This is a genomic window from Paenibacillus ottowii (genome assembly GCF_050516475.1).
Classification (GTDB): Bacteria; Bacillota; Bacilli; order Paenibacillales; family Paenibacillaceae; genus Paenibacillus; species Paenibacillus ottowii.
The window spans coordinates 2,596,628-2,620,709 of record NZ_CP191577.1 but is presented as its reverse complement, the minus strand read 5'-3'; the positions used below and the strand labels follow the sequence as shown (position 1 = coordinate 2,620,709).

General features: G+C 47.7%; 21 protein-coding genes. 17 read left to right on the top strand and 4 right to left on the bottom strand.

Annotated elements, in window-relative coordinates; all coding sequences use genetic code 11:
• Positions 1-2 precede the first annotated feature (2 nt).
• The gene (locus ACQQ6X_RS12300; RefSeq protein ID WP_064795854.1) at positions 3-575 is read right to left on the bottom strand and encodes a shikimate kinase; all 573 of its coding nucleotides are present in this window, start codon (positions 573-575) and stop codon (positions 3-5) included.
• A 565-nt stretch (positions 576-1,140) separates the two neighbouring features.
• Between ACQQ6X_RS12300 and ACQQ6X_RS12295 the strand changes: the two genes are divergently transcribed.
• The 3 genes from ACQQ6X_RS12295 to ACQQ6X_RS12285 all read left to right on the top strand — a co-directional run bounded on the left by ACQQ6X_RS12295 (position 1,141) and on the right by ACQQ6X_RS12285 (position 4,071).
• On the top strand, positions 1,141-1,833 hold the full coding sequence (locus ACQQ6X_RS12295) for a pectate lyase (protein WP_305165551.1): 693 nt from the start codon (positions 1,141-1,143) through the stop codon (positions 1,831-1,833).
• 146 nt (positions 1,834-1,979) lie between these two features.
• Positions 1,980-3,017, top strand: coding sequence for an aminoglycoside phosphotransferase family protein (locus ACQQ6X_RS12290; protein WP_305165550.1), 1,038 nt, complete (start codon positions 1,980-1,982; stop codon positions 3,015-3,017).
• Between the two features lie 55 nt (positions 3,018-3,072).
• Complete coding sequence (locus ACQQ6X_RS12285; RefSeq protein WP_305165549.1) at positions 3,073-4,071, top strand: glycosyltransferase; 999 nt, start codon at positions 3,073-3,075, stop codon at positions 4,069-4,071.
• Between the two features lie 74 nt (positions 4,072-4,145).
• Here ACQQ6X_RS12285 and ACQQ6X_RS12280 read toward each other — a convergent pair whose 3' ends face one another.
• Positions 4,146-5,354 carry an MFS transporter gene (locus ACQQ6X_RS12280; protein ID WP_305165548.1) on the bottom strand — a complete coding sequence of 403 codons (1,209 nt, stop codon included), beginning with the start codon at positions 5,352-5,354 and terminating at the stop codon, positions 4,146-4,148.
• A 216-nt stretch (positions 5,355-5,570) separates the two neighbouring features.
• On the opposite strand from ACQQ6X_RS12280, the gene cysK reads away from it, so the two are divergent.
• The gene (gene cysK / locus ACQQ6X_RS12275; RefSeq protein WP_305165547.1) at positions 5,571-6,494 is read left to right on the top strand and encodes a cysteine synthase A; all 924 of its coding nucleotides are present in this window, start codon (positions 5,571-5,573) and stop codon (positions 6,492-6,494) included.
• A 132-nt stretch (positions 6,495-6,626) separates the two neighbouring features.
• Entirely contained in the window at positions 6,627-7,604 is a 978-nt protein-coding gene (locus tag ACQQ6X_RS12270; protein ID WP_305165546.1) for an aldo/keto reductase, read from the top strand.
• 153 nt (positions 7,605-7,757) lie between these two features.
• Here the strand turns inward: ACQQ6X_RS12270 and ACQQ6X_RS12265 are convergent, their stop codons facing one another.
• Together ACQQ6X_RS12265 and ACQQ6X_RS12260 are read right to left on the bottom strand one after the other, a co-directional pair.
• Positions 7,758-8,558, bottom strand: a complete 801-nt coding sequence (locus ACQQ6X_RS12265) for a WYL domain-containing protein (protein ID WP_305165545.1) — start codon at positions 8,556-8,558, stop codon at positions 7,758-7,760.
• Entirely contained in the window at positions 8,533-9,858 is a 1,326-nt protein-coding gene (locus ACQQ6X_RS12260) for a helix-turn-helix transcriptional regulator (RefSeq protein WP_305165544.1), read from the bottom strand. The genes ACQQ6X_RS12265 and ACQQ6X_RS12260 overlap by 26 nt, the downstream gene beginning before the upstream one ends.
• 198 nt (positions 9,859-10,056) lie before the next feature.
• Between ACQQ6X_RS12260 and ACQQ6X_RS12255 the strand changes: the two genes are divergently transcribed.
• The 12 genes from ACQQ6X_RS12255 (at position 10,057) to ACQQ6X_RS12200 (ending at position 24,075) form a co-directional block, all read left to right on the top strand.
• The gene (locus tag ACQQ6X_RS12255; protein WP_305165543.1) at positions 10,057-11,625 is read left to right on the top strand and encodes a limonene hydroxylase; all 1,569 of its coding nucleotides are present in this window, start codon (positions 10,057-10,059) and stop codon (positions 11,623-11,625) included.
• A gap of 19 nt (positions 11,626-11,644) precedes the next feature.
• Entirely contained in the window at positions 11,645-12,463 is an 819-nt protein-coding gene (locus ACQQ6X_RS12250) for a nucleotidyltransferase domain-containing protein (protein ID WP_305165542.1), read from the top strand.
• A gap of 21 nt (positions 12,464-12,484) precedes the next feature.
• The gene (locus ACQQ6X_RS12245; protein ID WP_305165541.1) at positions 12,485-13,924 is read left to right on the top strand and encodes a 3' terminal RNA ribose 2'-O-methyltransferase Hen1; all 1,440 of its coding nucleotides are present in this window, start codon (positions 12,485-12,487) and stop codon (positions 13,922-13,924) included.
• Positions 13,921-16,530, top strand: coding sequence for a polynucleotide kinase-phosphatase (locus ACQQ6X_RS12240; protein ID WP_305165540.1), 2,610 nt, complete (start codon positions 13,921-13,923; stop codon positions 16,528-16,530). Before ACQQ6X_RS12245 ends, ACQQ6X_RS12240 begins: the two co-directional genes overlap by 4 nt.
• Positions 16,531-16,550: 20 nt before the next feature.
• Positions 16,551-17,348, top strand: coding sequence for a TatD family hydrolase (locus ACQQ6X_RS12235; protein ID WP_305165539.1), 798 nt, complete (start codon positions 16,551-16,553; stop codon positions 17,346-17,348).
• Positions 17,349-17,803: 455 nt separating this feature from the next.
• Entirely contained in the window at positions 17,804-18,400 is a 597-nt protein-coding gene (locus tag ACQQ6X_RS12230; RefSeq protein ID WP_305165538.1) for an ECF transporter S component, read from the top strand.
• Positions 18,400-19,884, top strand: a complete 1,485-nt coding sequence (locus ACQQ6X_RS12225) for an ABC transporter ATP-binding protein (RefSeq protein ID WP_305165537.1) — start codon at positions 18,400-18,402, stop codon at positions 19,882-19,884. The genes ACQQ6X_RS12230 and ACQQ6X_RS12225 overlap by 1 nt, the downstream gene beginning before the upstream one ends.
• The gene (locus ACQQ6X_RS12220) at positions 19,859-20,650 is read left to right on the top strand and encodes an energy-coupling factor transporter transmembrane component T family protein (RefSeq protein WP_305165536.1); all 792 of its coding nucleotides are present in this window, start codon (positions 19,859-19,861) and stop codon (positions 20,648-20,650) included. The genes ACQQ6X_RS12225 and ACQQ6X_RS12220 overlap by 26 nt, the downstream gene beginning before the upstream one ends.
• Before the next feature lie 137 nt (positions 20,651-20,787).
• Positions 20,788-21,513 carry a methionine ABC transporter ATP-binding protein gene (locus ACQQ6X_RS12215; RefSeq protein WP_305165535.1) on the top strand — a complete coding sequence of 242 codons (726 nt, stop codon included), beginning with the start codon at positions 20,788-20,790 and terminating at the stop codon, positions 21,511-21,513.
• A complete protein-coding gene (locus tag ACQQ6X_RS12210) occupies positions 21,506-22,177 on the top strand; it encodes a methionine ABC transporter permease (protein ID WP_019686250.1) in 672 nt (223 codons plus the stop codon). The genes ACQQ6X_RS12215 and ACQQ6X_RS12210 overlap by 8 nt, the downstream gene beginning before the upstream one ends.
• 276 nt (positions 22,178-22,453) lie before the next feature.
• A complete protein-coding gene (locus ACQQ6X_RS12205; protein ID WP_305165534.1) occupies positions 22,454-23,311 on the top strand; it encodes a MetQ/NlpA family ABC transporter substrate-binding protein in 858 nt (285 codons plus the stop codon).
• A 344-nt stretch (positions 23,312-23,655) separates the two neighbouring features.
• Complete coding sequence (locus ACQQ6X_RS12200; RefSeq protein ID WP_305165533.1) at positions 23,656-24,075, top strand: hypothetical protein; 420 nt, start codon at positions 23,656-23,658, stop codon at positions 24,073-24,075.
• Positions 24,076-24,082 lie beyond the last annotated feature (7 nt).

Here is a 24,082-nt window from a genome sequence, read left to right as displayed (position 1 = left end):
CCTTAATTCAATCCCCGAGTAGGTTCATACAATTCCCAACCCAGTTTCAGCGTTTGAATAATATAGTCTGCGACTTCCTCCGCATCCAACTGATCGGTATCGATCTTGGAGTGATTGACCGCATAAATGTCCTGTCTGGAACGGAAAAGTTCTTCGATTTCCTCTAGCGTCTTATTTTGCAGATTGGGACGAGTGTCAATCAGCATTTTGAGCCGATCTTTCCAGGAATCCCAATTTAAATCCAAGAAGAAAACAATGGAGGAAGCCAAACAAGCCTGCTTCACCTCTTCTTGTAGGAACGCGCCACCGCCAACAGAAATGATTTTAAGACGCGTATTGCTGCACAACTTCAAAATATGCTCTTTTTCAATCTCACGGAAACGCTTCTCTCCGTAAGTTTTGAAAATTTCTGTTGTGGGCATGTTGTACTCTTGTTCAATTTCCTGATCAATATCCACGAAATCGCGATACAGCTTGCGTGCTAGATGGGAACCGATCGTTGTTTTACCTACGCCCATAAAGCCGATCAGCACAATATTTTGTTCTTTTAATGGAATCTCACTATTGTTTTGCACGATAACCACTCTTTTCTCACCAGTAATGTTGAGATGTAACGCTTCAAAGCACTAAATACATTATACGTTCATCAAACGTGTCATTCAATAGTATAGAACACATCAACAATGAGGTATACGATAAAAAGAGGCTTTGATTACCAATAGAGTAATAAGCAGCAGACAAGCGAGGGTGGAGAATGAAGTGTTATGTAATGCGTAAATCGAAGAAAAAAAATTTGTACAAGTATAAAAGAGACAATATTGTGTTTTATATTGAAAAAAAGGATATATTTTGCCAGAAATATATTGAAATTACTGGAAGTAGGGCTATAATAGAATTATACAAATTGTAAATGTAAGTGCTATATTTACAGTTTGTGTTTGGTTGAATTTATAATAATAAAGTTACTTTGAATCGAAAACCTAGTATACATATATGAAAAGACATATATTACTTTAGGGACATGTATCGGTCAATGGGTTCATTGTACAAAGGTGGTGATATGGATTACTCGCTTGCGCTCTAGTCAACGAAGAGTTGGAGACAAGAACAAAAAAATATCTATGAGAGGGATGAATTGAAATGAAAACAAACACATCTAAAGTATGGAAAAAGGGAATGAGTATCGCTTTATCCGGTATGTTGATCGCATTATTTGTTGGCAATTATTCTGCCCATGCAGCCCGGGAAGTCGTTCATAAGACCATACTTGTTAAAGCTGGAGAAGTATACGATGGTAAAGGAAAGACCGTAGTGGCTGACCCCGATACTTTGGGAGATGGAAGCCAGAAAGAGGCGCAAAAGCCTATTTTCAAGCTTGAAAATAATGCAACGCTAAAAAATGTGATTATCGCCGCACCTGCCGCGGATGGTGTGCATGTATATGGAAATGGCACTATTTCCAACGTAACCTGGGAGGATGTCGGTGAAGATGCATTAACGCTTAAAGAACCAGGCACGGTGAATATTACAGGCGGCGGAGCATACCATGCATATGATAAAGTGTTCCAAATCAATGCCGAAGGCACAATTAACATTAAAAACTTTAGAGCCGATGATATCGGAAAGCTGGTTCGCCAGCTTGGAGGCTCTACTTTTAGAGTGAATATGACTTTGGATAACTCGGATATTTCCAACGTGAAGGATTCGATCCTGAGATCGGACGGTCCTAACAGCAAGGCTAAAATTACGAATACTCGTTATCATAATGTAAAGCAATTGTTCAAAGGTTTTAAATCAGGTAATACGAGCGAGTCCGGCAATACTCAATATTAATTGGTAGAGAATAGAGTAAGGATAGGAGTACGGATGTGATAAGGGGCTGTCTGACAGGTCACGTGATCTGCTTGGACTAGCCCCTTTTTGGGTGCATCAAGTTACCCCCAAACGAACTGGACTTCGTTCGGAACGAGGACTATGATATGATCGTGCTATTACATTTTATACAAAAAAGTTGGGTGGCTATGAATCTATTTCATCAATATGTGAATCTTGACGGTACTTTAAAGGATACGCTAGTGTGGGATCGTCAAATTTTATATACAGGTACAAATGGCCGGCATGTGGAACGTTTTTACGTGTCATCTTCTGAAAGTTATATATTTAAACCACTAACCAATGACGATCAGAAGGGGCGCGAGAAATGGGTGTATGAGCATGTACTTCCAGCATTACCACCCATTTATCCCCAATTGTTAGCTTGTTCCGATACAGACGTAAATGGCGGAGAAGAATGGATGGTGTTTGAGGACCTTGGTCCATTACATCACCTACATACAGACGAAACCCTATTGCAAGCTGCTGGACTTGTTGCACGGTGGCATGCTTTGCCGCCGGAGCATTTTGCTGGAATACCATTACGGGGACCGAAGCCGCTCATTCAGGAGATGGTTTCAGAGCTGCACAACCGTAAGGCTGATCTATTGGAGCTTTGCAGCTCGCCCGGTTTTTCCAAGCAACAGATGCAGCGTATCTACACGCAGCTAGAGCATCTTTCTTTTTCACACCAGCTTGTACTGTCCCATGGTGATCTTCATCCGGGAAACTATGCGCTGAGTGGAGAGCGGTTAATGGTAATGGATTGGGAGCATGCTCATCTAAACACACCTCTGTGGGATGTATATCACCTGATCGACATGTCCCATCCGTGTTTCCCCCGACACATGACGTCTGAGCTGCGTATTCATCTGCTGAATACCTATCTGGAGCAGCTGGAGCTGTTGGGGATAAGGGTGGATCGAACGACATTTGTGCAGGAATATGGCAGGTTTGCTGTGGTGTTTTCACTGTGGATGCTACTGCTAATCACAAGTGATTTGCAAAGGATGAGTACAGAGGTGCATAGAAATAGCAGCAAATGGTCAAAAGAGCAATTAGAGTCCCAGTTGGCTGAAACGCTAGCTTGTTTAAACCAATGTGCAGCGATGATGGATTGGGGACAAGTCCAAACATGTAAGTAGTCAGTTTAAGACCTAGATTCTATATAGTTAGCCAAAGAAGGTAGGGAAATAGTCCATGAAAAAAGTCGGTTTAGTCATGAGAAAAATACAATTTGCTGAAGCGCAAGGTCCTCGTATTTTTGCAGAACGTCTGAAGCAGATCGGATTGGAACTGGGGGTAGATATCGTATTTGTATCACCGGAACGCCATGTGAGCAGCCATGACTGGCTTCCAGGCTATGAGCATGAAAAGGGTGACCTGGTCAATTATGACATTGTACTAGACCAACTGCATGAGCAGCAGATTGAGCATGTAATTTATACGGTATCCGGCTTTACCTATTTGAACATGTTTTTTAAAAACAGCGTGCTCTTTCCGCATAGTTTTCCAGATCCGGCCCTGACAGGCTATGAGATGATGAAGCCTTTTTATCAGATCGTGGACAAGGCTATCGTACAGACTGCCTTTCTCAAACAGGAGATGGCCTCGAAGTTTGGCGTAACCGATGTGACGGTTATCCCGATCGGATTTAATGAGCGGCTGGTGGAAAAGCATTTTGATCCCTCACAAGTGGTGGAGAACCGGGTGATGTGGATTGGTAGAGACGAAGAGAATCGGCGTCCAGATCTGGTACTGGAGTATGCGCGGCATAATCCTGACAAGGATGTCTATATGGTGTTCGGCGGTGAACGGTACAAGGAAAGCATGAAGAAGTACGACATCCCGGACAATGTAAAACTTCAATTTGCATTGACGCAAGACGAGGTGTTCGGACTGATGAACACGGCGAAGGTGTATTGGAGCTGCTCCAAATTCGATACGTTCGCTATGCCGCTGACCGAAGCGCTTGCAATGGGGAAAATCGTCGTCAAGCCCGAGCATCCTTGCTATGGACATATCAGCTCTACGCATTCTTTTTCAGGTAATGAGAAAAACTGGTTCGAGTTGGTTAATATGGCTGCTGCTTCGCCTCGCCGGGTTTCTCTGGAGAACCAGGCATACGCCATGGAGCAGTTTTCAAGTCAGGTGATGAAGCAGGGATACCGAGACTTCTTTGATAGCTGGTTAAGCTGAATGCCGAGGCAGGGCACATGGAATTAGATCATAAGAAAAGGGACTCTCGCTCTAAAGAACGAAAGTCCCTTTTCTTATGACTGTATCTTTGCTATTACTTCAGTATGAGCCGTCTTGCGATCCATCCTGTAGCTGACTAGCATCAGTAGCAGACCGCCGATAGTAATGAGTGAGGCAACCCATGGAATGGCGGGCAGTCCCATTTGATTAATAACGACTCCCCCAACAAAAGCGCCGCCTGCGTTGCCCAGATTCAATGCGGAATGGCTGGAGGTAGAGGCCAGCAAAGGAGCCTCATAGGCCAGGTTCATGATGCGAACCTGAATACCTGGCATGATGCCGAATGCGGCAATCCCCCAAATAAATACAGTGATAACGGCCAGTACCTTGTTTTGAAGTGTAAACGTCAGAATGGCCAGAATAACAGCCAGTACAGCATAGTTTGCGATCAAGGAGGGCAGCAGCTTCCAATCTGCGAGCTTGCCGCCAACGATGTTGCCAATTGTGACCCCTAGGCCGAACAGCACGAGAATCCAGGTAATGCTATGCTCGGCAAAGCCGCTAATATCGGTAAGCATGGGCGTAATGTACGTAAAGACAGTGAACAGGCTACCACAACCGACTGCACCTGTCAGCAACATCAGCAGCACTTTTGGATTAAACAGGCTTTTGACTTCTTGTTTGAGACTGGAAGGCTTGTCTTGATGAATCACTGGAATATATCGAATGATGCCGAAGAGAGAAATCAAGCCGATGACCACGATGGCGCCAAAGGAAGCGCGCCAGCCAAGCTGCTGTCCGATAAAGGTGCCAAAGGGCACGCCAATAATGTTCGCCACGGTCAGTCCGGTCAGCACCATTGAGATGGCCCCTGCCCGCTTATCCGGACGAACCAGCCGGGCCGCAATCAGGGAACCGGCTCCCAGGAAGGTTCCGTGCGATAATGCAGTAGCCATACGGGCGGCAATCAGCAGCTCGTAGTTAGGAGCAATGACGGAAAAAAGATTCCCTAAAATGAATATGGACATCAGCAGACAGAGCAGCTTTTTTTGCGGAACTTTATGGGTTAATACGGTAAGCACAGGTGCGCCAATAGCCACACCAAGCGCATAACTGGTGATTAACTGCCCGGCTTGCGGGATCGTAACATGAAGATCATGGGCTACATTGGGCAGAAGTCCCATAATGACGAATTCGGTCATGCCGATGGCGAAGGCGCCAAGGGTCAACCATAGCAAGGAGGGGGGAAAGCGATCAGCTGTCGTATTTTCTTGAGTACTCATAAGTGTCTTATATCCTCCTGAAAAAATAGTAATGCGAGTATATCATTCCAAACGACATCTGGCGACCCATTTTGCAAGAATTTTACATACTAAGTTGATAAGGTTTGTATAATTTACAATAGAGGCAGAATGAGAGGAGCCCATTCTGTTATTTTGGTAGTATGATATGAAGACAGGAAATGATGTTGTAAGGAATGAACTAGGGAGGATATAACGATGACACTTAAAGTGGTACATAGTATTACGGATTTAATCGGAGATACGCCTTGTGTGCGGTTGCAACGGCTCACAGGACCGCAGGATGCGGAAGTCTATGTGAAGTTGGAGTATTTTAATCCAAGCGGAAGTGTTAAGGATCGGGCGGCGGGCAATCTGATTGCCGAGGCGGAAAAGGCGGGACATCTCAAGCCGGGAGGCACCATTATTGAGCCAACCAGTGGCAACACAGGGATTGGGCTTGCGATGAATGCGGCAGCCCGAGGTTACCGTGCGATTTTGGTCATGCCTTCGAATATGACGAAGGAACGGATCAATATTTTAAAAGCCTATGGAGCTGAGGTCGTACTGACACCAGCCGAAGAACGGATGCCAGGAGCGATTCGTAAAGCTCTCGAACTGGGGGCAGAAATTGAAGGGAGCTTTATCCCGCATCAATTTGAAAATGAGGCAAATCCCGATATCCACCGTACAACCACGGCGCTTGAAATTTTGGAGCAGACGGAAGGGAAGCTGGATGTATTCGTCGCTTCTTCAGGAACGGGCGGGACCATCACGGGGACAGGTGAAGTGCTGCGCCAGCACTTGCCGGATTTGCGGATTGTTGTGGTCGAGCCTAAGGGCTCGCCCGTACTGTCCGGGGGCAAACCCGGTCCGCATAAGCTGGTGGGAACGAGTCCGGGCTTTGTACCCACCGTGCTGAATACGGAGGTTTATGATGAAATCATACAGGTTTCCGATGAGGATGCGATTGCGATGACACGGGCGGTTGCTGCTCAGGAGGGGATTCTCGTCGGGCCCTCCAGCGGGGCTACAATATGGACGGCCATTCAGGAAGCCCGGCGTTTGGGAGCAGGCAAACGGGTACTGTGCATTGCCCCGGATACCGGAGAACGTTATCTGAGTATGGGGATATTCGGATAAAAAGACGCAGAATGGGGTCAAAAGGATACACGAACGTAAGTAAGTGGTAAAATAGGTGTGTGATAGCGATTTCACGAACTATTAAAATGTTGATGAATCAAGGAAAACGTTGAGGGTTGAAGGAGGAGCAGCATGAAGATTATGCCTTTACAGAAACGCGGAATCTCCGATAGTCGGCTGGTGCTCGGTTGTATGCCTTTTGGTGGAGAATGGAGCCATGCACCGTTTACGCAGGAGCATGTCCTTGAAGCGGAGAGAGCTGTAGCAGCTGCACAATCCATCGGGATTACGATGTTTGATCATGCGGATATCTATCGTATGGGGAAAGCGGAGGAAATTTTCGGCCGGATTTTAAAGGGACAGCCCGGTTTGCGTGAACAAATCGTCATTCAGTCCAAATGCGGCATTTTTCTGCCGGATGGTACGCTCCCTGGCCGTTTTGATTTCTCATACGCTCATATCATGGAGTCCGTGGATGGAATTCTGAAGCGTCTGGGTACAGAATATTTGGACATCCTGCTGCTGCACCGTCCCGATCCGCTGGTAGAGCCGGAAGAAGTGGCAAAGGCGTTCGGCGAGCTTAAGGCAGCCGGCAAAGTACGGCATTTTGGCGTTTCCAATATGAATGTAAGCCAAATTCGTTTTCTGGAGCGGAGCCTCACGGAGCCGCTGATTGTTAATCAGCTGGAGATGAGCTTGGCACATCTGCATTTTGTAGATCAGACCGTACATGTGAACCAGCAGGCGGGGACGAATGTACATTTTGGCGAAGGATTGCTGGAATATTGCCAAACCGAGGATATTCAGCTCCAGGCTTGGGGACCGCTGGCGCAGGGGCGTTTTAGCGGAGGTTCGCTGGACGGGAAGCCTGAGCATGTTCGTAAGACGGCAGAACTGGTGCGGAAGCTGGCTTCTGAAAAGGGGACGACACGCGAAGCGATCGTTCTGGGCTGGCTGATGAAGCATCCGGCACGGATTCAGCCTGTCATTGGCAGCGCCAATCCTGAACGAATCCAAGCATGTCAGGATGCAGAACGCCAAAGTGAGCTGATGACCCGTGAGGAATGGTACCAATTGTATGTCAGTGCGCGCGGACAATCCTTGCCATAACTGGTACCACGGACCGGCTAGTTACAGCAGACGCATGCGGATGTAAGTGTATACCTCGTCTATACGAACTGTAGTTTAATAGGCCCTCCTTTCGTCTCATTAGCAGACGGAGGCAGGGCCTTTATGTGGATACATCTTATATTTCTTCAGCAGTTATTCCTCTTCATACCGGGCGAGGGCCTTGGCTGTTGTTTCCTTCATTCGCGAAATTAAGCGAGAGCCTTGAACGACCTTGACACGTTTGCCAAGGAAGCGGATTTTGGATAACACATATTCACATTCGTCTGCCTGGAAAGTGAGCGTAATACGATAGGTATCTGCTTCCTGATCATATTCGACCTCCTTTTCAAAACAGGAAAAAGCATATAAAATACGAGACATTTCACCGTTGTAAACAGGAATAATTTCGATGATGCCCTGTTCTTTGCGCGACTCCAGTATACCGAGTATACGTTGGGTAAACTTCTCGGCTTCTTCAGGTAGAATCTCATCCTTCGTAACGGTTACGATATTGGATAGTTTAGTGGACATGAATGCGCGGTGTCGGCGATTATACCAGAGAAGACTCCATTCTTTTTTGACCATGGAAAACTCCAGCTTATAGGGGAATCCGCACATTCGCTCATGCAGGCGACCGTTGCGCAGTTTATAGGTCATACAGATGACAGAACGGGTTCGCAGAATGGAACGCAATTCACGCAGGAGCGGATGATACACCGACGCAGTAGGAACCCCTGCCTTTTCGCGTAGGCTGCCATCGGCCTCCAAAGGTTCGTCGTCTGTAAGTAATTGCCGAAGCTTATCAAGTGTAGACGGGGTAAAAGCCTCTGTTGCTGCCGAGTCTGCAAGCATAGACTTAAGCCAAATTCTTTCCTGTGATGTGGTAGCAAAAGCGCCCGATTCATCCAGCCGTGAGACGATCTGATAGTTAAATATTTTCTCGAACAGGCTCATAATAGGCTTGCAGCTCCTTCCATTCCTGTCTGAATTCCTTACGCAGCCGCTGGGGCTCCAATACCTCACAGCTTGATCCGAAGCTGCGAATCCACGGTTTAATCTCAGTGATTCCATTCACTGTGATTTCATAGATAAAGGATTCACTTTCTTCCTCCGTAATCGTGCCCCATTGTCCCTGTGACAGCACCCGTTCCCGAATAAAGTTGCGCTTTGCACCCTCAGGATTAAAAAAACGTACCCGCACCTTCACGGGACGACCCGTATCAACAAGCCAGCTATACCGCATTTTTTCTTCCAACACGGCTAACAGGTCGGCATAAAGCTGCTCTGGGACAGGCTTGCCCTCCACCAATTGAGTCATGCCCTCCATACGAAACTTCATGATTCCTTTGCCGCCCACATGACCGAGCACGTACCAACGTCCATATTGATGATCATAGATGACTTGCAGGGGCAGAATGGTATGTTCACGGCCTTCAGTCTCTTTTTCAAATAGTGGGTTTGTGTTCTGTGACCCGTACATGCTTCGTTTGGATGTCGAAAAATATAAAAAAGTTACACAGCAGCGTTGCCGAATGGCATGCAGCAGTGGATGAATATGGGCTTCGTCCAGAATGCGCGAATAATAATGGTATTTATATAAAAAAGGCTCTGCCATCTCCCGATCCCCGAGCTGACGGCGCATAGCTTTTTTAAGATGATCTCGTAACAGATATCCCTGCACAGAGGGGAGCTGGGTGTTGGCCATAATGTCCACAAAATCATATAAGTCCAGTAATTCCTCGTCCGTCAGTTCTGTCACCAGATCGTTGCGGACAGCATAGCGATAGGGCCTGCCGCCAGGCTCCTTACGAACCACGCCAACTTCGACCAGATATTTCAGATCAGAACGAATTGTTTTTTCATCTGGCAGTGAACTGTCGGAAGGCAGGTCATTGCAGCAAGCATCCAACAGTTCCATGGTAGTCATAGACTGTGACTGTAGCGCTGTCAGCAGAAGGGACAAGCGGACACTTTCCGATTCCTTGAGCGATTTGGCCCGAAACAGGAATAACAGCAATGGATCAGCGGATTCGTAATAATTAAAGCGCAGCATCTCATTAAAATCATGTCCCTGTTCCGCAGGCAGCTGCTGTTGTACGGATTGGACGATTTCTTTGAGGCGCCGGATCGTTTTATCAAAGGTATGTACCGAAATGCCAAGTCTGTCTGCAAATTGCTGCCGATTATAAGCGCCGCTTGTTAGTGTGAGCATACGCAGGAATTGAATTTCTTTATCAAAACTCTCTCTCGCCATGATGCATTCCCCGTTTCTGTAGCCGTTCTCCGAAAATAAGTATCCCTTTATTCTAACAGGGAAGGAAGGCAGGAAAAAGGTAATTTATTCATCTTTGTAATACTTTCGCCATGTTCATGACTTCCAAAATAAAGGATTATAAGGATATGAGGTAGCACGATAAGTAAAGAGCAATACATAACAGAAGGGTGATGCAACATGTTTGGACGATTCAAAAATGAAGTGTTATATCCATGGGTAGGTAAGCTTTCGATTTATGAAACGATTAAGCAGGGATTAGACTCTCAGGGTAGGCTTACCGATGATCAATTGCCGGATGATGAAGAATACTGGGCAGGTCACACGATGCGTTGGGTGGCAGGAGGGTTGGATGGAGCGTTTGGGCATCATGGCGCTGGCGGAGATGGAGAGACTGACAAAATTAAGGATCTGGCGCAGTTGTTGTCCAGACAATGCCGCAAGCCAGGGATGAAGACAAGACGTGAGACGTATATACGCTTGATGGAGGAAAATGCGCTCAGCCTGATAGATCCGCTGCTAGATGCGGTACGTGAGCATCCAGCAATTCAGCCGGATCGATTGTATGAGGAGGCACGTTGGCTGGCTGAACACGGAGCACATCGCAATGTGGTGAAGTTCGGTATTGCATTGCTGGGATTGCTGGAGACAGAGCAGCACCACGAGCTTATTTTAACGCTAGCAAAACATGATGAATTCACGCTATATGCGGCTGTAGCTATCCGTAATATTTCGGAGGAGGCCAATGAGCAGTTATATAAATTAGCCTCACAGGTACACGGTTGGGGGCGGATTCACGTCGTGGAACGGCTGGAGCCGGCGCGGCAGGAAATACGTGATTGGTTATTACGGGAAGGATTCCGCAACAATATCATGTATGAGTATCTTGCTTATGAGTGCGCTCATAAAGGCGAGCTGCATACAGCCATCGCTGTACCGCACATTGATCAGGAGTTGTTTGACGGAGCGGGCGATATTCTGTCAGCGTTGCTGGCAGCAGGTGGACCTGCGGAAAGCATAGATGATTATGAGCATGCCGCTATGGTCATAGGCAACTACCTTCGTCATGCTAAGACCATGTGTACGACTGTGAAGCATTTTACGATCATCATGGATATTGCAGACTTTCTGGGTGAAGAAGACGATTCATGGGAGACACGTTATGAGTATGAATGGACGCCGGAATTGCGTAAACGTTATGCGTCGATTTGCCAGCAGATGATGGATGATCCGCAGTGGGTAAAGCGGGTAGAGCAAGAGCTGCAGCATGCAGATTCACCGCATCTCCACTGTGCCATTCGCGCAGCTCGAATGTTGGGGCTAGATGTATGGCCTGTGCTATTTAATCAATTAAGCAAAAAACCAGTCAAGTCTAATCTGTACTTTGAACTCATCAAGATAGAGGATGAACAGCGGGCTCGTAAGCTGGTGGCTTTTGCAGAAAAGCACCTGCCTCTAGGAGAGATTGCTTCTGGTCCCGCTGATGCGCCCGGCTTTGGACCAGAGTATGAAGCGCATCAATGTCTGGGTGTGCTGCTTCAGCTTTTGTCTTCTTACGAAGGAATAGGACAAGAGCTAGTTGCAGCAGGGCTTTGGAGTCCGGTGATTTCTAATCGTCACGCAGCACTTCATGTACTCAAGGCATGGCCTTCTGAGATGTGGGGAGAGAAAGCGACAGAACGCCTTCGTCGCTTATCGGTAGCTGAAACAGAGGAGTCGATTAGAGAACAGATTCGGGAAATACTTTAATGACAAGGGAGGGAACAACATGACAGATGTGAAGCATGGGCGGGATTTCATTCAAACGGAAATGCGAGAAATGATTTTGCGCGAGCTGCGCGCATTGGAGCAGGCGGAGCAGGTGCGCATTATATACGCCTGTGAATCAGGCAGTCGGGCATGGGGGGTTCCTTCACAGGACAGTGACTATGATGTGCGATTTATCTATGTAAGACCGATAGAATGGTATTTGTCCATTTTTGATAAGCGGGATGTGATTGAGCGGCCAATCAGCAATTTGCTGGATATGAACGGCTGGGATTTGAAAAAGGCGCTCCATTTGTTTCGCAAATCCAATCCGCCTTTGCTGGAATGGCTGCAATCTCCGATTCCCTATCTGGAGCAATATTCAGTGGCTGATCAGATCCGTGCGATCTCGCCCTTAACCTTCTCTCCGAAGTCCTGTATGTACCATTATCTGAACATGGCGCGGGGGAACTATCGGGATTATTTGCAAGGTGAACAGGTGAAGATCAAAAAGTATTTTTACGTGCTGCGCCCGCTGCTGGCCTGTGGCTGGATCGAACGATACAACAGCATGCCTCCGATGGAATTCGTAGAATTGATGGAGGAATTCATTCCGGCAGATACCAAACTTTTTCAGGTAATCAGTCATTTACTGCAACGTAAAAAGGCGGGTGAGGAGCTGGATGTGGAGCCGCAGCTTTCGGTGGTGAATGAATTTATCGAGCAGCAAATTGCTTATTTTGAATATAAAGCACCTTTGCTTCATCATCAGGAAAGTGGACGTGACCAGCAATTGGACGAGATGTTTCGCGCTGCGGTGAAGGAAGTATGGGAAGCGTAAGCCGGGAAGGAGAAGAGAAGTATGCACATCACACTAAAAGCAACTGGCACAAATGCCGGGATGATTTCACATTTGCTCGCCAAGAACCCCAACAATACGTATGATCGCACGGAGAAAGGCGCACGTGTACGCATGGTGTACACCGTTTTTACCGAGGAAGAGGCGGAGATCGTTATTCAGGCTTCGCCAGATTCGATAGATTTGGTCAAAAACAGTCCGGATAGCTATGACATTACACAATATATTAATGACCGGGAGTTTGTAACCAGCAGCTTGTTCTGCACCTATATCCGTGGCGCGCTCGGCACGGCTTTGAATGGCAAACCCAAGGAAAACTATGCAGCATGGGTGGCGCATCGTTTTGCGCTGGAGTTATCGTTTGGACCTGTTGCATCGGATTTGCCCGATGCTGTGGTGGAGGGACTATTTGCACCGCTGGGCTATCAAGTGACCATAGAACGAGGGAAAGCGGATTATGCTTTTCAGCTAAAAAATCGAAGCACCGTCAGATATGTCACGCTAAGTGGCCAACAGACGGTGCAATATGCGCTGCGTCAGTTATTGCTGTTGATTCCGGTGCTAGATAATTATAAGCACTACTATATCAGTGAAGAAGAGTTGGACAAGCTGAAACGTTACGGTGAAGGCTGGCTGTCAGCGCATCCGCTGCGCGAGCTCATCATTCGACGCACACTTCATTTTACCAATCTGATTGAGCAATTTGAGCAATTGGAGGCTGCTGAAACAACTTCTGAAAAACAGGCGATCCAAGAACGAAATAATAGCCACGAACAGGTTCAGCAGCAGGAACAGTCCCTGGAGGCAGAGAAGCAACAGCCTGCGGTACGGCTGAATGAGCTGCGATATCAAGCCATTATGGATGTGATTCGCAAGCTGCCCCGAAGACAGAAAATCGTAGATTTTGGTTCAGGGGAAGGGAAGCTTTCCGCTCGCTTGGCCCGAATGAAGGGCATTGAAGAGATTTGGGCAGTGGAGCCGTCTGCGTATGCACAGGTGAGGGCTATAGAACGTTTTGCCAAGCTGGAAAGGCATGCCGACGCAATTAGCCCTATCCCTATGACGGGCTCTCTCTTTTATTATGATGAACAATTGTGGGGAAAAGATGTGATGATCCTGTGTGAAGTCATTGAGCACGTGGATGAGCATCGTCTGAACCGGGTGATGAATACGATTGTGACAGAATATCAGCCAGGTGTACTGATCGTGACGACTCCCAATCGCGAATATAATGAAGTATATCGTATGGATCAGCAAGAGCTGCGACATAGCGATCACCGTTTTGAATGGAGCAGAAACGAGTTTCGTGAACGATGCGAGCAATGGATTGAGGAAGCTCCTTATTCATTAGCGCTGGAAGGGATCGGAGAAGAGGTCGAAGGTTTTGGACAACCGACTCAAATGGCTGTATTTACGCGCACAAAGGAGCTGAAGGAAGCATGAGCATCTCATCCGAACGAACGATTGAATTACCCCATGCTGGACTGGTTGTGTTGGTAGGAGCCTCGAACAGTGGCAAAACCACTTTACTGGACAGGTTGGTGAGCGAAGGGGTTCTATTGAAAACGGAAGTGGTATCCTCGGATCATTTTCGTCAGCTGGTTGGAGATACAGAATTTATAGACTGGCGTGGCCTTCCTAGGCTGGAATCGGACGTGCTGTTCTATGAGTATCAGCAGATGTCAGCCAAGGCATTTGAGGCGATGGATACCATTCTGGCTATGCGCTGTCGTCTGAATAAGCTGACGGTTGTGGATGCCACCCATCTGTATGCTGAGGACCGCCAGAAATATATACAGCTAGCAGCCAAGGCGCACGTTCCTGTGATGGCCTTGGTGCTGGATGAACCCGAATCTGTGCTGCTGGAACGTGATTCAGGTAGGGCGCATCCGCGTGGCCGCCAACGGGTCAAGCAGCAGGCGCAGCTGTTAAAGCGGAACCTGCGCGGTATCCGGGAAGAAGGTTTTGACGCTTGCTATGTCCTCAAGGATGTAGAAAAGGTTAACTTTGCCCGTGGTGCTCAACCGCTGTTTCATGATATGGGGGCAGGCATTGATATCATTGGTGACATTCACGGGTGCTACCGTGAGATGCTGGAAGTGATAGAGCGGCTAGGATACATAGAAGATCCGGAAGGGTTATACCATCATCCAGACGGCAGAAGACTGGTATCCGTCGGGGATGTGATGAGCCGTGGTCCGGCATCGTTACAAGCGGTGCAGTTCTGGAAAAAGCACGTGGACGCCGGACTCGCCTACATGATTGACAGTAATCATGGCTGGAAAATCGGTCGTTATCTTGATGGGAGAAAGGTGACTCTCAATCATGGAGATGAACGATTCGCAGCGGAGCTGACCCAATATGAACAACAAGCCGGCAAGGCAGCCGCGGAACAGCTTAGAAGCGAGCTGAGAGATTTTCTGCTGCATGCACCCTCTCATCTTATTTTCGGCAGAAATGGGTTGCGACACGTGGTTGTAACTCATGCCGGGATTAAGGATCATTTTATCGGCAAACAGTCGGCACGTATTTCGGATTACTGTCGTTATGGAGATACGGATGGTCAGGATGCGAATGGAAAGCCCATCCGCAAAGATTGGTTCGTGGAACATGAATCGGGAGAAATAGTAGTATGGGGACATGATCCTAGACCGCAGCCGACCCTTGTAAACCAGACGGTGAATATTGATCAGGGTGTGGTATTTGGCGGTATGCTGACCGCTTATCGTTATCCGGAAAAGGAATTTGTCAGCGTTCCCGCTCATGAGAATTATGCGAATGACCCGGATAGCCCACTTGTCCGGTGGCAGAAAAAACGGTTTTCCCCGCCGAATTTACGCAAGCTCATTGCTGGTTACAGTGTGCTGACGGAATCATATGGTGAAGTACGCGTACAAGGGGAATCGGTCAAATCCGCTATAGATACCGTATCACATGTGACGGTACCGATGGAGGAACTGGTGTACATTCCACCGACGATGAGCCCTGCTCCCATGGTTTCCGCAGAGGAAGGTTATCTGGAGCATCCGCGTGAGGCGCTGGCTTACTATCGCGGGCAAGGTGTACAAACGATGGTAGCGGAGAAAAAGCATATGGGTAGCCGGGCGATTTTGTTATTATTCAAAAACGAACAGGCTGCTGTTGAATATGTAGGTTACCCGACATTGGGCACGATCTACAGCCGAAGCGGACGACCTTTCTTTGGGCCAGACCTCGGGAAGCAGGTGCTGGAGAAGCTGAATGCGGATCTACAGACTGCCGAATATTTTGAGCGGAACCAGACAGATTTTGTGCTGCTGGATGCGGAAATTGTACCGTGGAATCTCAAGGCTCGGGAATTGATTGCTGCACAGTATGCGCATGTGGGTGAAGCAGCTCTGCTGGATCGCAGTAAACTGGTCGACAAGCTGAAGCAGGCGAAGGCTATAGGTCGAGAGGTTGAAGACTGGCTGGAGGAAATGGAACGGAAATATGCGAATGCGGTAACGTTTCAAGAGGCTTTTCAAAAATATTGCTGGGATGTAGACGGTCTGGATGAAATTCGTATTGCACCTTTCCATACGTTGGCACACAGCAGCCGGACTTTTTTTGACCAATCTCATATTTGGCATATGGAGCAAAACCGGGAGCTGGCAGGACTATCCTCCCTGTTTATGGAGACAGAATATCGTGTCATCACGGATGAAGCAAGCGAGGAAGAGGTCATTCGCTGGTGGAGCGAGATGACAGAGGATGGTCATGAGGGTATTGTGATCAAGCCGGAACGCTTTTTGATGAAAAATCGGGACAAGATGATCCAGCCTGCAATCAAGGTGAGAGGCCGGAAGTATTTGCACATCATTTACGGTATGGATTATCTGGCCCCCGAGAATCTAAAGCGTCTGAAGCAGCGTCGAACGAACAAAAAGGAGCGTCATGCCCTGATGGAAGGAGCGCTTGGGATGGAGGGCGTAGAACGTTTTGTCCGCAAGGATACGGTGGATCGTATTCATGAATGCGTCCTGGCCGCGCTATCTCTGGAGTCGGAGCCAATTGATCCGAGATTGTAGTTTGCGAAGGAGGGATTGAGATGGATAGGGGTACACCGTTGATAGATATTGGTGTGAACTTGATGCACCGTTCGTTTCATGCAGATCGGGAACAGGTGGTAGAGAGGGCAGCGGCTGTAGGGATTACACCATTAATTATTACTGGAACCAGTGTCCGCAGTAGCCGAGAGGCTGCTCAGTATGCAGCACGTTATCCTGGTCAGCTGTATGCTACAGCTGGCGTGCATCCCCATGATGCCAAAAGTTGCAGCACAGATACAATTCAGCAGCTCCGCCAACTTGCGGCTCAGCCGCAGGTCGTATCCATAGGGGAATGCGGGTTGGACTATAACCGTGATTTTTCTCCGCGTGATGTACAGCGCCGATGGTTTGGAGAGCAGATTCAACTGGCGGGTGAACTGCATATGCCATTATTTCTGCATGAACGAGATGCACATGAGGATTTTGTCGCTATGTTGCGAGAGCATCAAGGGCTCGTCGATAAAGCGGTGGTGCATTGTTTTACCGGCACTACACAGGAATTGCATACGTATGTGGAGATGGGACTGTATATCGGGATTACAGGCTGGATCTGTGATGAGCGGCGTGGCAAGCATCTGCGTGAGTTGGTGAGGGATATTCCACTGGACCGGTTGATGATTGAAACGGATGCTCCGTTTTTGACCCCGCGCAATCTGCCTGTGAAGCCCAAAGAAGGGCGTAATGAGCCGATGTATCTCGCTCATATTGCCGCAACAATTGCCGAGTGCACAGGCCGGAGCATGATGGAAATCGAAATTGCGACGACGGAAACAGCCAAACGTTTCTTCGGATTATAGGATTGTCAAAGCCATTGATGTGGTATATATTATAGTGAATTAAAAAGCATTGTCGGGAGCTTGAGATAGTCAGGCTGAGAGGGTGGCCCTTGCCGCCGACCGTGAAATCTGATCTGGGTAATGCCAGCGTAGAGAAACCTAGAACACTATACAAAAAGCAGGATTACCGCCTATTTGCGGCGGCTAGTCGATGAATTCGTTTCATATCCTTTATCAAGTTAATGAGCTTCGGATCTGTAGAAAGTTGCAGACGGGCAGGGGCATTTTGTTTTGTACCTGACTTTAGCTTGGTTTTAGTGCAGTAGAACTGTGCTATATGAGATATGTCGACAACTAATAATGTATGGTGATCATTTTATGACTGCGCATAAAGCTTGCCTGGAGATTCAGCTCCGGACAGGCTTTTTTGTATGGCCAGAAGGCCTATTTTAAAGAAAAAGGGGAGCGTATCAACAATGAGTACGAATGTAAGAACGTCGAAAGGGTTGAAGCTGACTGATATTTTGGTCACGATTGTAATCTCCGTGGTGTTTGGGCTGGTCTACAAAATATGGGGACCTGTCTATGATTTAATGAAACCATTCGGTCTGCATGCCGAGCAACTGATGTACGGCATGTGGTTTATGGCCGGCACGTTCGCTTATCTTATTATTCGTAAGCCTGGAGTTGCGATTCTGGCAGAAGTAGCGGCGGCAACCGTCAGTGCTTTTTTGGGAAGCGAATGGGGCATGTCCACCTTGTACTATGGTCTGCTGCAAGGCTTGGGAGCGGAGCTGTTCTTTGCAATTTTTCTGTATCGGAATGCAAACTTAGGGGTCGCTTCGCTGGCTGCGGCAGGGGCGGCTGTCACTTCTTTGATTTTAGACTTCAGCTACGGGTACATTGATCAGCTATCGACCTGGAACTATATTTTGTATATTGGATTTCGGATGATTGGCAGTATTGTGATTGCGGGGATATTCGCTTTCTATTTGGCTAAGGCGCTGGAGGTAACCGGCGTTACGCGAAGTTTGAGACCGGCAACAGAACAAGATTATAAGGGGCTAGATTGATGAGCCTGGGAAACGAAGATGTGGCGGCTTCGATCACCCGTCTTCGGTTGAAATTTCCCGGTGAGCAAGAGCTGCTTTTTCACAATATGTCCTTAACTGTCCGCAAAGGGGAAAAGATGCTGCTGCTAGGGCCGAGCGGCTGCGGAAAATCAACGTTGCTTCAGGTGCTGAGTGGTCTGATTCCACGCACGATAGAAGTGCCTATGAAATGCGATGCTGCCGTGATCCCGAGTCTCTCTGGTATTGTATTTCAAGATCCCGACACGCAGTTTTGTATGTCGTATGCAGACGAGGAACTGGCTTTTGTGTTGGAAAATAATCAGGTTCCAAGGGAGCAGATGCCATCCCGTATTCGCGAGCTACTAATGCAGGTTGGTTTACCGACAGATGATATACATATGCCGATCGCCAGCATGTCACAGGGAATGAAACAGCGGCTGGCGATTGCATCTGTGCTAGCTATGAAGCCGGAAGTGCTTTTTCTGGATGAGCCGACGGCTTTGTTGGACGAGGAGGGCACAACACAGGTGTGGGATACCATTCGCAACATTTCGGCAGACCAGACATTGGTGATCGTAGAGCATAAAATTAATGAAATTGTCCATGATGTGGATCGGATTGTGGTGCTTTCAGCTCATGGGGAAATCATTGCGGATGGAAGCGCGGAAGAAGTATTTCATACGCATCGGCAGGCATTGTCCGAGTACGGCGTGTGGTATCCGGGAGTATGGGATGAATCGTCTTCACCACGCTGGAATGAATCTATGATTCAGCAGAAGGGTGTGTTGCTTGCGGATTGTCCATCCACCTTAACACGTACAACGAATTTGCTGGAGCTGGAGCATTTTAGCGGACTTCGGGGTGTGAGCTCAGTCATATATGTGGAGCAAGCGCTGGTGCAGCCTGGTGATTGGATTGGCGTGATCGGTGAAAACGGGGCTGGCAAAAGCTCGCTGCTACTCTCTATGATGCGTTTACTCCGTACACAGGGACGGTACTGTGTGGACGGAATTGAGGTAGGCACTACGGAACAACTGGCAGAGCGCATTGGGTTTGCGTTTCAAAATCCTGAGTTGCAATTTGTAGCGAACACCGTGCGAAGGGAACTGGAGTATTCGTTACCTAAGGGCTTGTTTACCACTGAACAGCGTGGGCAACGAGTAAATCGAATGCTCGTACAGTTCGGACTGGAGCGGCTGGATGAGCGTCATCCGTATCAGCTTTCGTTGGGGCAAAAAAGACGGCTGAGTATTGCTACGGCAATGATCCGGAAGCCGGAAGTGCTGCTGCTGGACGAACCGACCTTTGGGCAGGATGCGCGCAATACCTTTGTCATGCTGGATATGTTGGAGCAGCTGAGAGCGGCAGGCACGGCCATCGTGATGGTTACGCATGACCCGGAGATTGTCCGTCGGTATTGTACCGATATATGGCGGATTCAGAAAGGGGGACTACAGTATGAACCTGTCCTTTCCCCATCATGAAACTTGGCTGCATCGGGTGAATCCTGGTTTAAAGCTCGTGATGTTTTCCATGCTGTTTGTGGTCGTTATCGTTATCCATGATCCGAACGTTATGTTTAATGTTGCGTGTGCTATGCTGCTACTGCTTGTCTGGTCAGGACATCCATGGATGCGACTGCTGCTGTACGGATCTCCCTTTATATTGGTGTTTATTTCAACCTCAACGGGCATGATGATGTTCGGCAAAGGAGTAACGACCTGGTGGACATGGGGTCTAATCCATATTACACAGGAAAGTTTTTATCGAGGCATGCATCTGGGCTTTCGCGCACTGAGTATGGCCGCAGCAGGGTTGCTGTTTGGTCTAACGACTCGTCCGGTGAACCTTTTTTATTCACTGATGCAGCAATGGAAGCTCCCTCCCAAGTATGCATACAGCTTTTTGGCAGCTATGCGGTTGGTACCGATGATGGTGGAGGAATTTCAGGCATTGAGACACGCCCACCGCATTCGAGGTTTGCATCAGCATGTGTCCAAATGGAATATGTATGCTACGCTCCGCAGGTACGCAATTCCGCTGCTTGCTCAAAGTATCCGGCGTGCGCAGCGCATTGCTATTGCCATGGAAGCCAAGGGATTTGCCAACGAAACCAAGCGCACGTATTATTATGCGATCGGATATTCGACTGTAGATATTATATTTATTTTTTATTTTGTGGTGATGCTGCTGCTGGCTTGGGGATTTGGGACCTGCTTTCCTTATATAGGGGTATCGGATGTACGTTAATTGTTGCCAAAAGGCTTTGCCCGATTTCTGCTCTGTGGTATATTAATGCAATGGGAATTGACGGCTCGACAGACCCGCTTGGGCTGGCGGGCTTTTACATTTTCCCGCAGTAAAGGATCACCAGGAGGCCAAGTTTCATGATTAAGCTGCATCAGGTAAACAAGCATTATACCACCTCAAGCGGCCTATTTCATGCGGTTCAATCCGTGTCCCTTCAAGTGGAGGAAGGGGAAATTCACGGTATCATAGGTGCCAGCGGTGCCGGCAAGTCTACGTTGCTCCGGTTGATGAATGTATTGGAAAGGCCGGATGAGGGAAATGTGGTTGTGAACGGGGAAGATCTGACTCGCATGCCGGAAAAACGTCTCCGTGAGGCGCGCCGATCCATAGGGATGATTTTTCAGCATTATCATCTTGTTCACAATCGGACGGTAAGTGGAAATGTAGCAATGCCGTTGGAGCTGGCAGGGGTCGCGAAAAAAGAGCGAGCAGAACGCGTGCGCGAATGCCTGCAATTTGTCGGTTTGGCGGATAAGGCAGAACAGTATCCGGCACAGCTAAGTGGAGGCCAAAAGCAACGTGTGGCGATTGCCAGAGCACTGGCGAATCGACCTGCGGTGCTGCTTTGTGATGAGCCGACTTCAGCACTTGACCCGCAGACGACCGCGGATATACTGGGCGTGCTAAGGGAGATTAACCGTGAACTGGGAGTTACGATTGTAATCGTCACGCACGATATGGACGTGGTTCGCAATATTTGTACCCGTGTATCCGAAATGCGGGACGGACATTTGCTTTCAACGAAACATGTAGCTGACCCTATAGTAGGTTCAACAGCGGAAGCAGGTGATGCTGATGAATGACATGTTAAGCATTATTGCGCAGTATCAGTCAGAGATATGGAAGGCCATCGGAGAGACGTTTATCATGGTGGGAATTTCGATCGCAGCAGCTGTACTGTTAGGGCTTCCGGCAGGAACGATTTTATATTTGTGCGGTAAAGGACAAAAGTATGAAAACCGATTGCTCTTCACCATACTGAACAGTCTGGTCAACGTTATCCGCTCGTTTCCATTCTTGCTGCTCGTCGTGTTTATGATTCCATTTACACGGCTGGTGGTGGGTACGGCGCTGGGCACGATGGCTGCTACGGTACCCTTGTCAGTGGTGGCCATTGCCTATTATTCAAGGCTGGTGGAGCAATCACTGCTTGAGGTGCCCAAGGGTGTGATTGAAGCCGCTACGTCTATGGGAGCATCCACCCTCCAGCTTATTTTTAAATTTCTATACGTGGAAGCCCGTTCCGGGCTGGTATTAGGCCTGACCACGTCCACCATCAGCTTCATCTCCTACTCCACGGTGATGGGGATTGTGGGCGGTGGTGGGGTAGGCGATTTTGCCATTCGCTACGGTTACCAGCGGTTTGAAACAGGCTTGATGGCGTTCACCATCGTCGTTATGATTATTTTCGTACAAACGATCCAGTTCACCGGAAGCACCATCTCCCGTCGGATCGACAAGCGGTAAATGGTAGGTTGTATGGCAATTCACTTGCAACACCCACTATGGGAAATAAAAATGACTTTACAGTACCTCAAAAGCGGAGAGAAGGATTTGAATCTGGAGAAGCGTTAGCGTTCGCCTTTGAAATGGGATTCTAACCTATAAATTACTTTATAAATCAGAGAGAATCCCATTTCAACAGCGATCGTAAGATCAAATCATTCGCGAAGCGGCTACGTCTCCTACTGTAACTCATTTTTTATCTTCCCAATCACAACTAATTTGGAGGTTCCTCATCGAATGCGTCTCAAAAACAACATGAAAACGAACTTGAAATTACTTACACTACTTGCAGTGGTTATGCTACTGGTTGCCGGATGCGGCGGTCAGAAGCAGGCTGCACAAGAAACAACAACTAAGGGAGCAGCTTCGCAAAAAGAAGTAACCTTGAAAGTAGCTACGCTAATTCCACCGATGACAGATGTACTGGATATCGTGAAGCCACTGCTCAAAAAGGACGGAGTCAACCTGGAAATCGTCGTGCTGTCAGACAATATCCAACCGAACAATGCATTGGCGAGCCATGAGGTGGATGCGAACTTCTTTCAGCATGCTCCGTTTATGCAACAATATAATGAAAGCAACAAGTCTGACTTGGTAGCGGTAAAACCAATTTACAACGCCATTTATGGCGCGTACTCCAAAAAATACAAGAACATTAAAGACCTGCCCGATGGTGCGACGATTGCCATTGCCAATGACCCGGCTAATACCGGACGTTCTTTGGTCATGATGGAGCAAAACGGTTTGATCAAGCTTAAAGAAGGCGTAGGCTATAATGCTACACAGGCTGATATTATTGAGAATAAGAAAAAGTTTGTGTTTAAAGAAGTGGATTTGTTGATGTTGGCGCGGTCACTGGATGATGTAGACATGGCTGCCATGTATCCCGCATATGCCAAACCGCTCGGTCTGACACCGAAGAAAGATGCGCTGATTACAGAAAAGGACGATACGCACTTTGCCATTAATTTGGTAGCACGTAAGGATAATGCAGATTCCGATGCCATTCAAAAGCTGGCAAAGCGGATGACTGGTCCGGAAGTACGCAAATTTTTTGAGGACAACTATAAGGATAGTGTAGTTCCAGCATTCTAAATAAATAAGTATTCAAACATTATTTTATGATGATATATGACCTGTATAATGGAGTGAAGTCTGTGAAGAACAGATGATCTCCTTTGTGCAGGTCTCTTTTTTTATCCTTAATATGGATGAATTTCATCGAAAACAGGGTACAAAGTCTTATTTTTTAAGATTTGGGGTGTTACAACGCTGTGAATTTTGGTCATAAAGGGCGATGGAGTAATGATAAAGAACATATTAAAATAATTATGCGAACAAACATTCGTCTTTTATTTTATTAATGATGTTTGTATGAGGGTCGAGAAGTTCAGCTGACAACGGGTCAAAAGTGTGAATAAACAAGGAAGGGAAACGATATGAAGCTGTTTGTAACTGTAAAAAGTCTGGGGAAGCGTAAGCCCGCACTCGCACAACAGGAAATAGATCTAAGCCCCACCCCAGAAACATTGCGAGATTTAATTACTGCAACCGTTGCCCTGAATGTTCAAAAGCTACGGGAAAAGCAGGAGAGTGTCGAGCTGATTCCGTTCCTTACGGGAAAGGAAATCCAGGCACAAGGCGAGACAGGCAAAGTAGGATTCGGCTCCATATATAATGATGGTGTTCCTAATATTGAGGCTGCCGTAAATACGGCGATACAGGCTTTTGAAGATGGTTTATACAGGGTTTTTATATGTGATGAGGAAGCAATGGAGCTGGATGCGCCTTTGTTACTTCATGCAGGGGATGAGATTGTATTTATACGCTTCACAATGTTGGCTGGAGGCCTATGGTAGAGGGGGA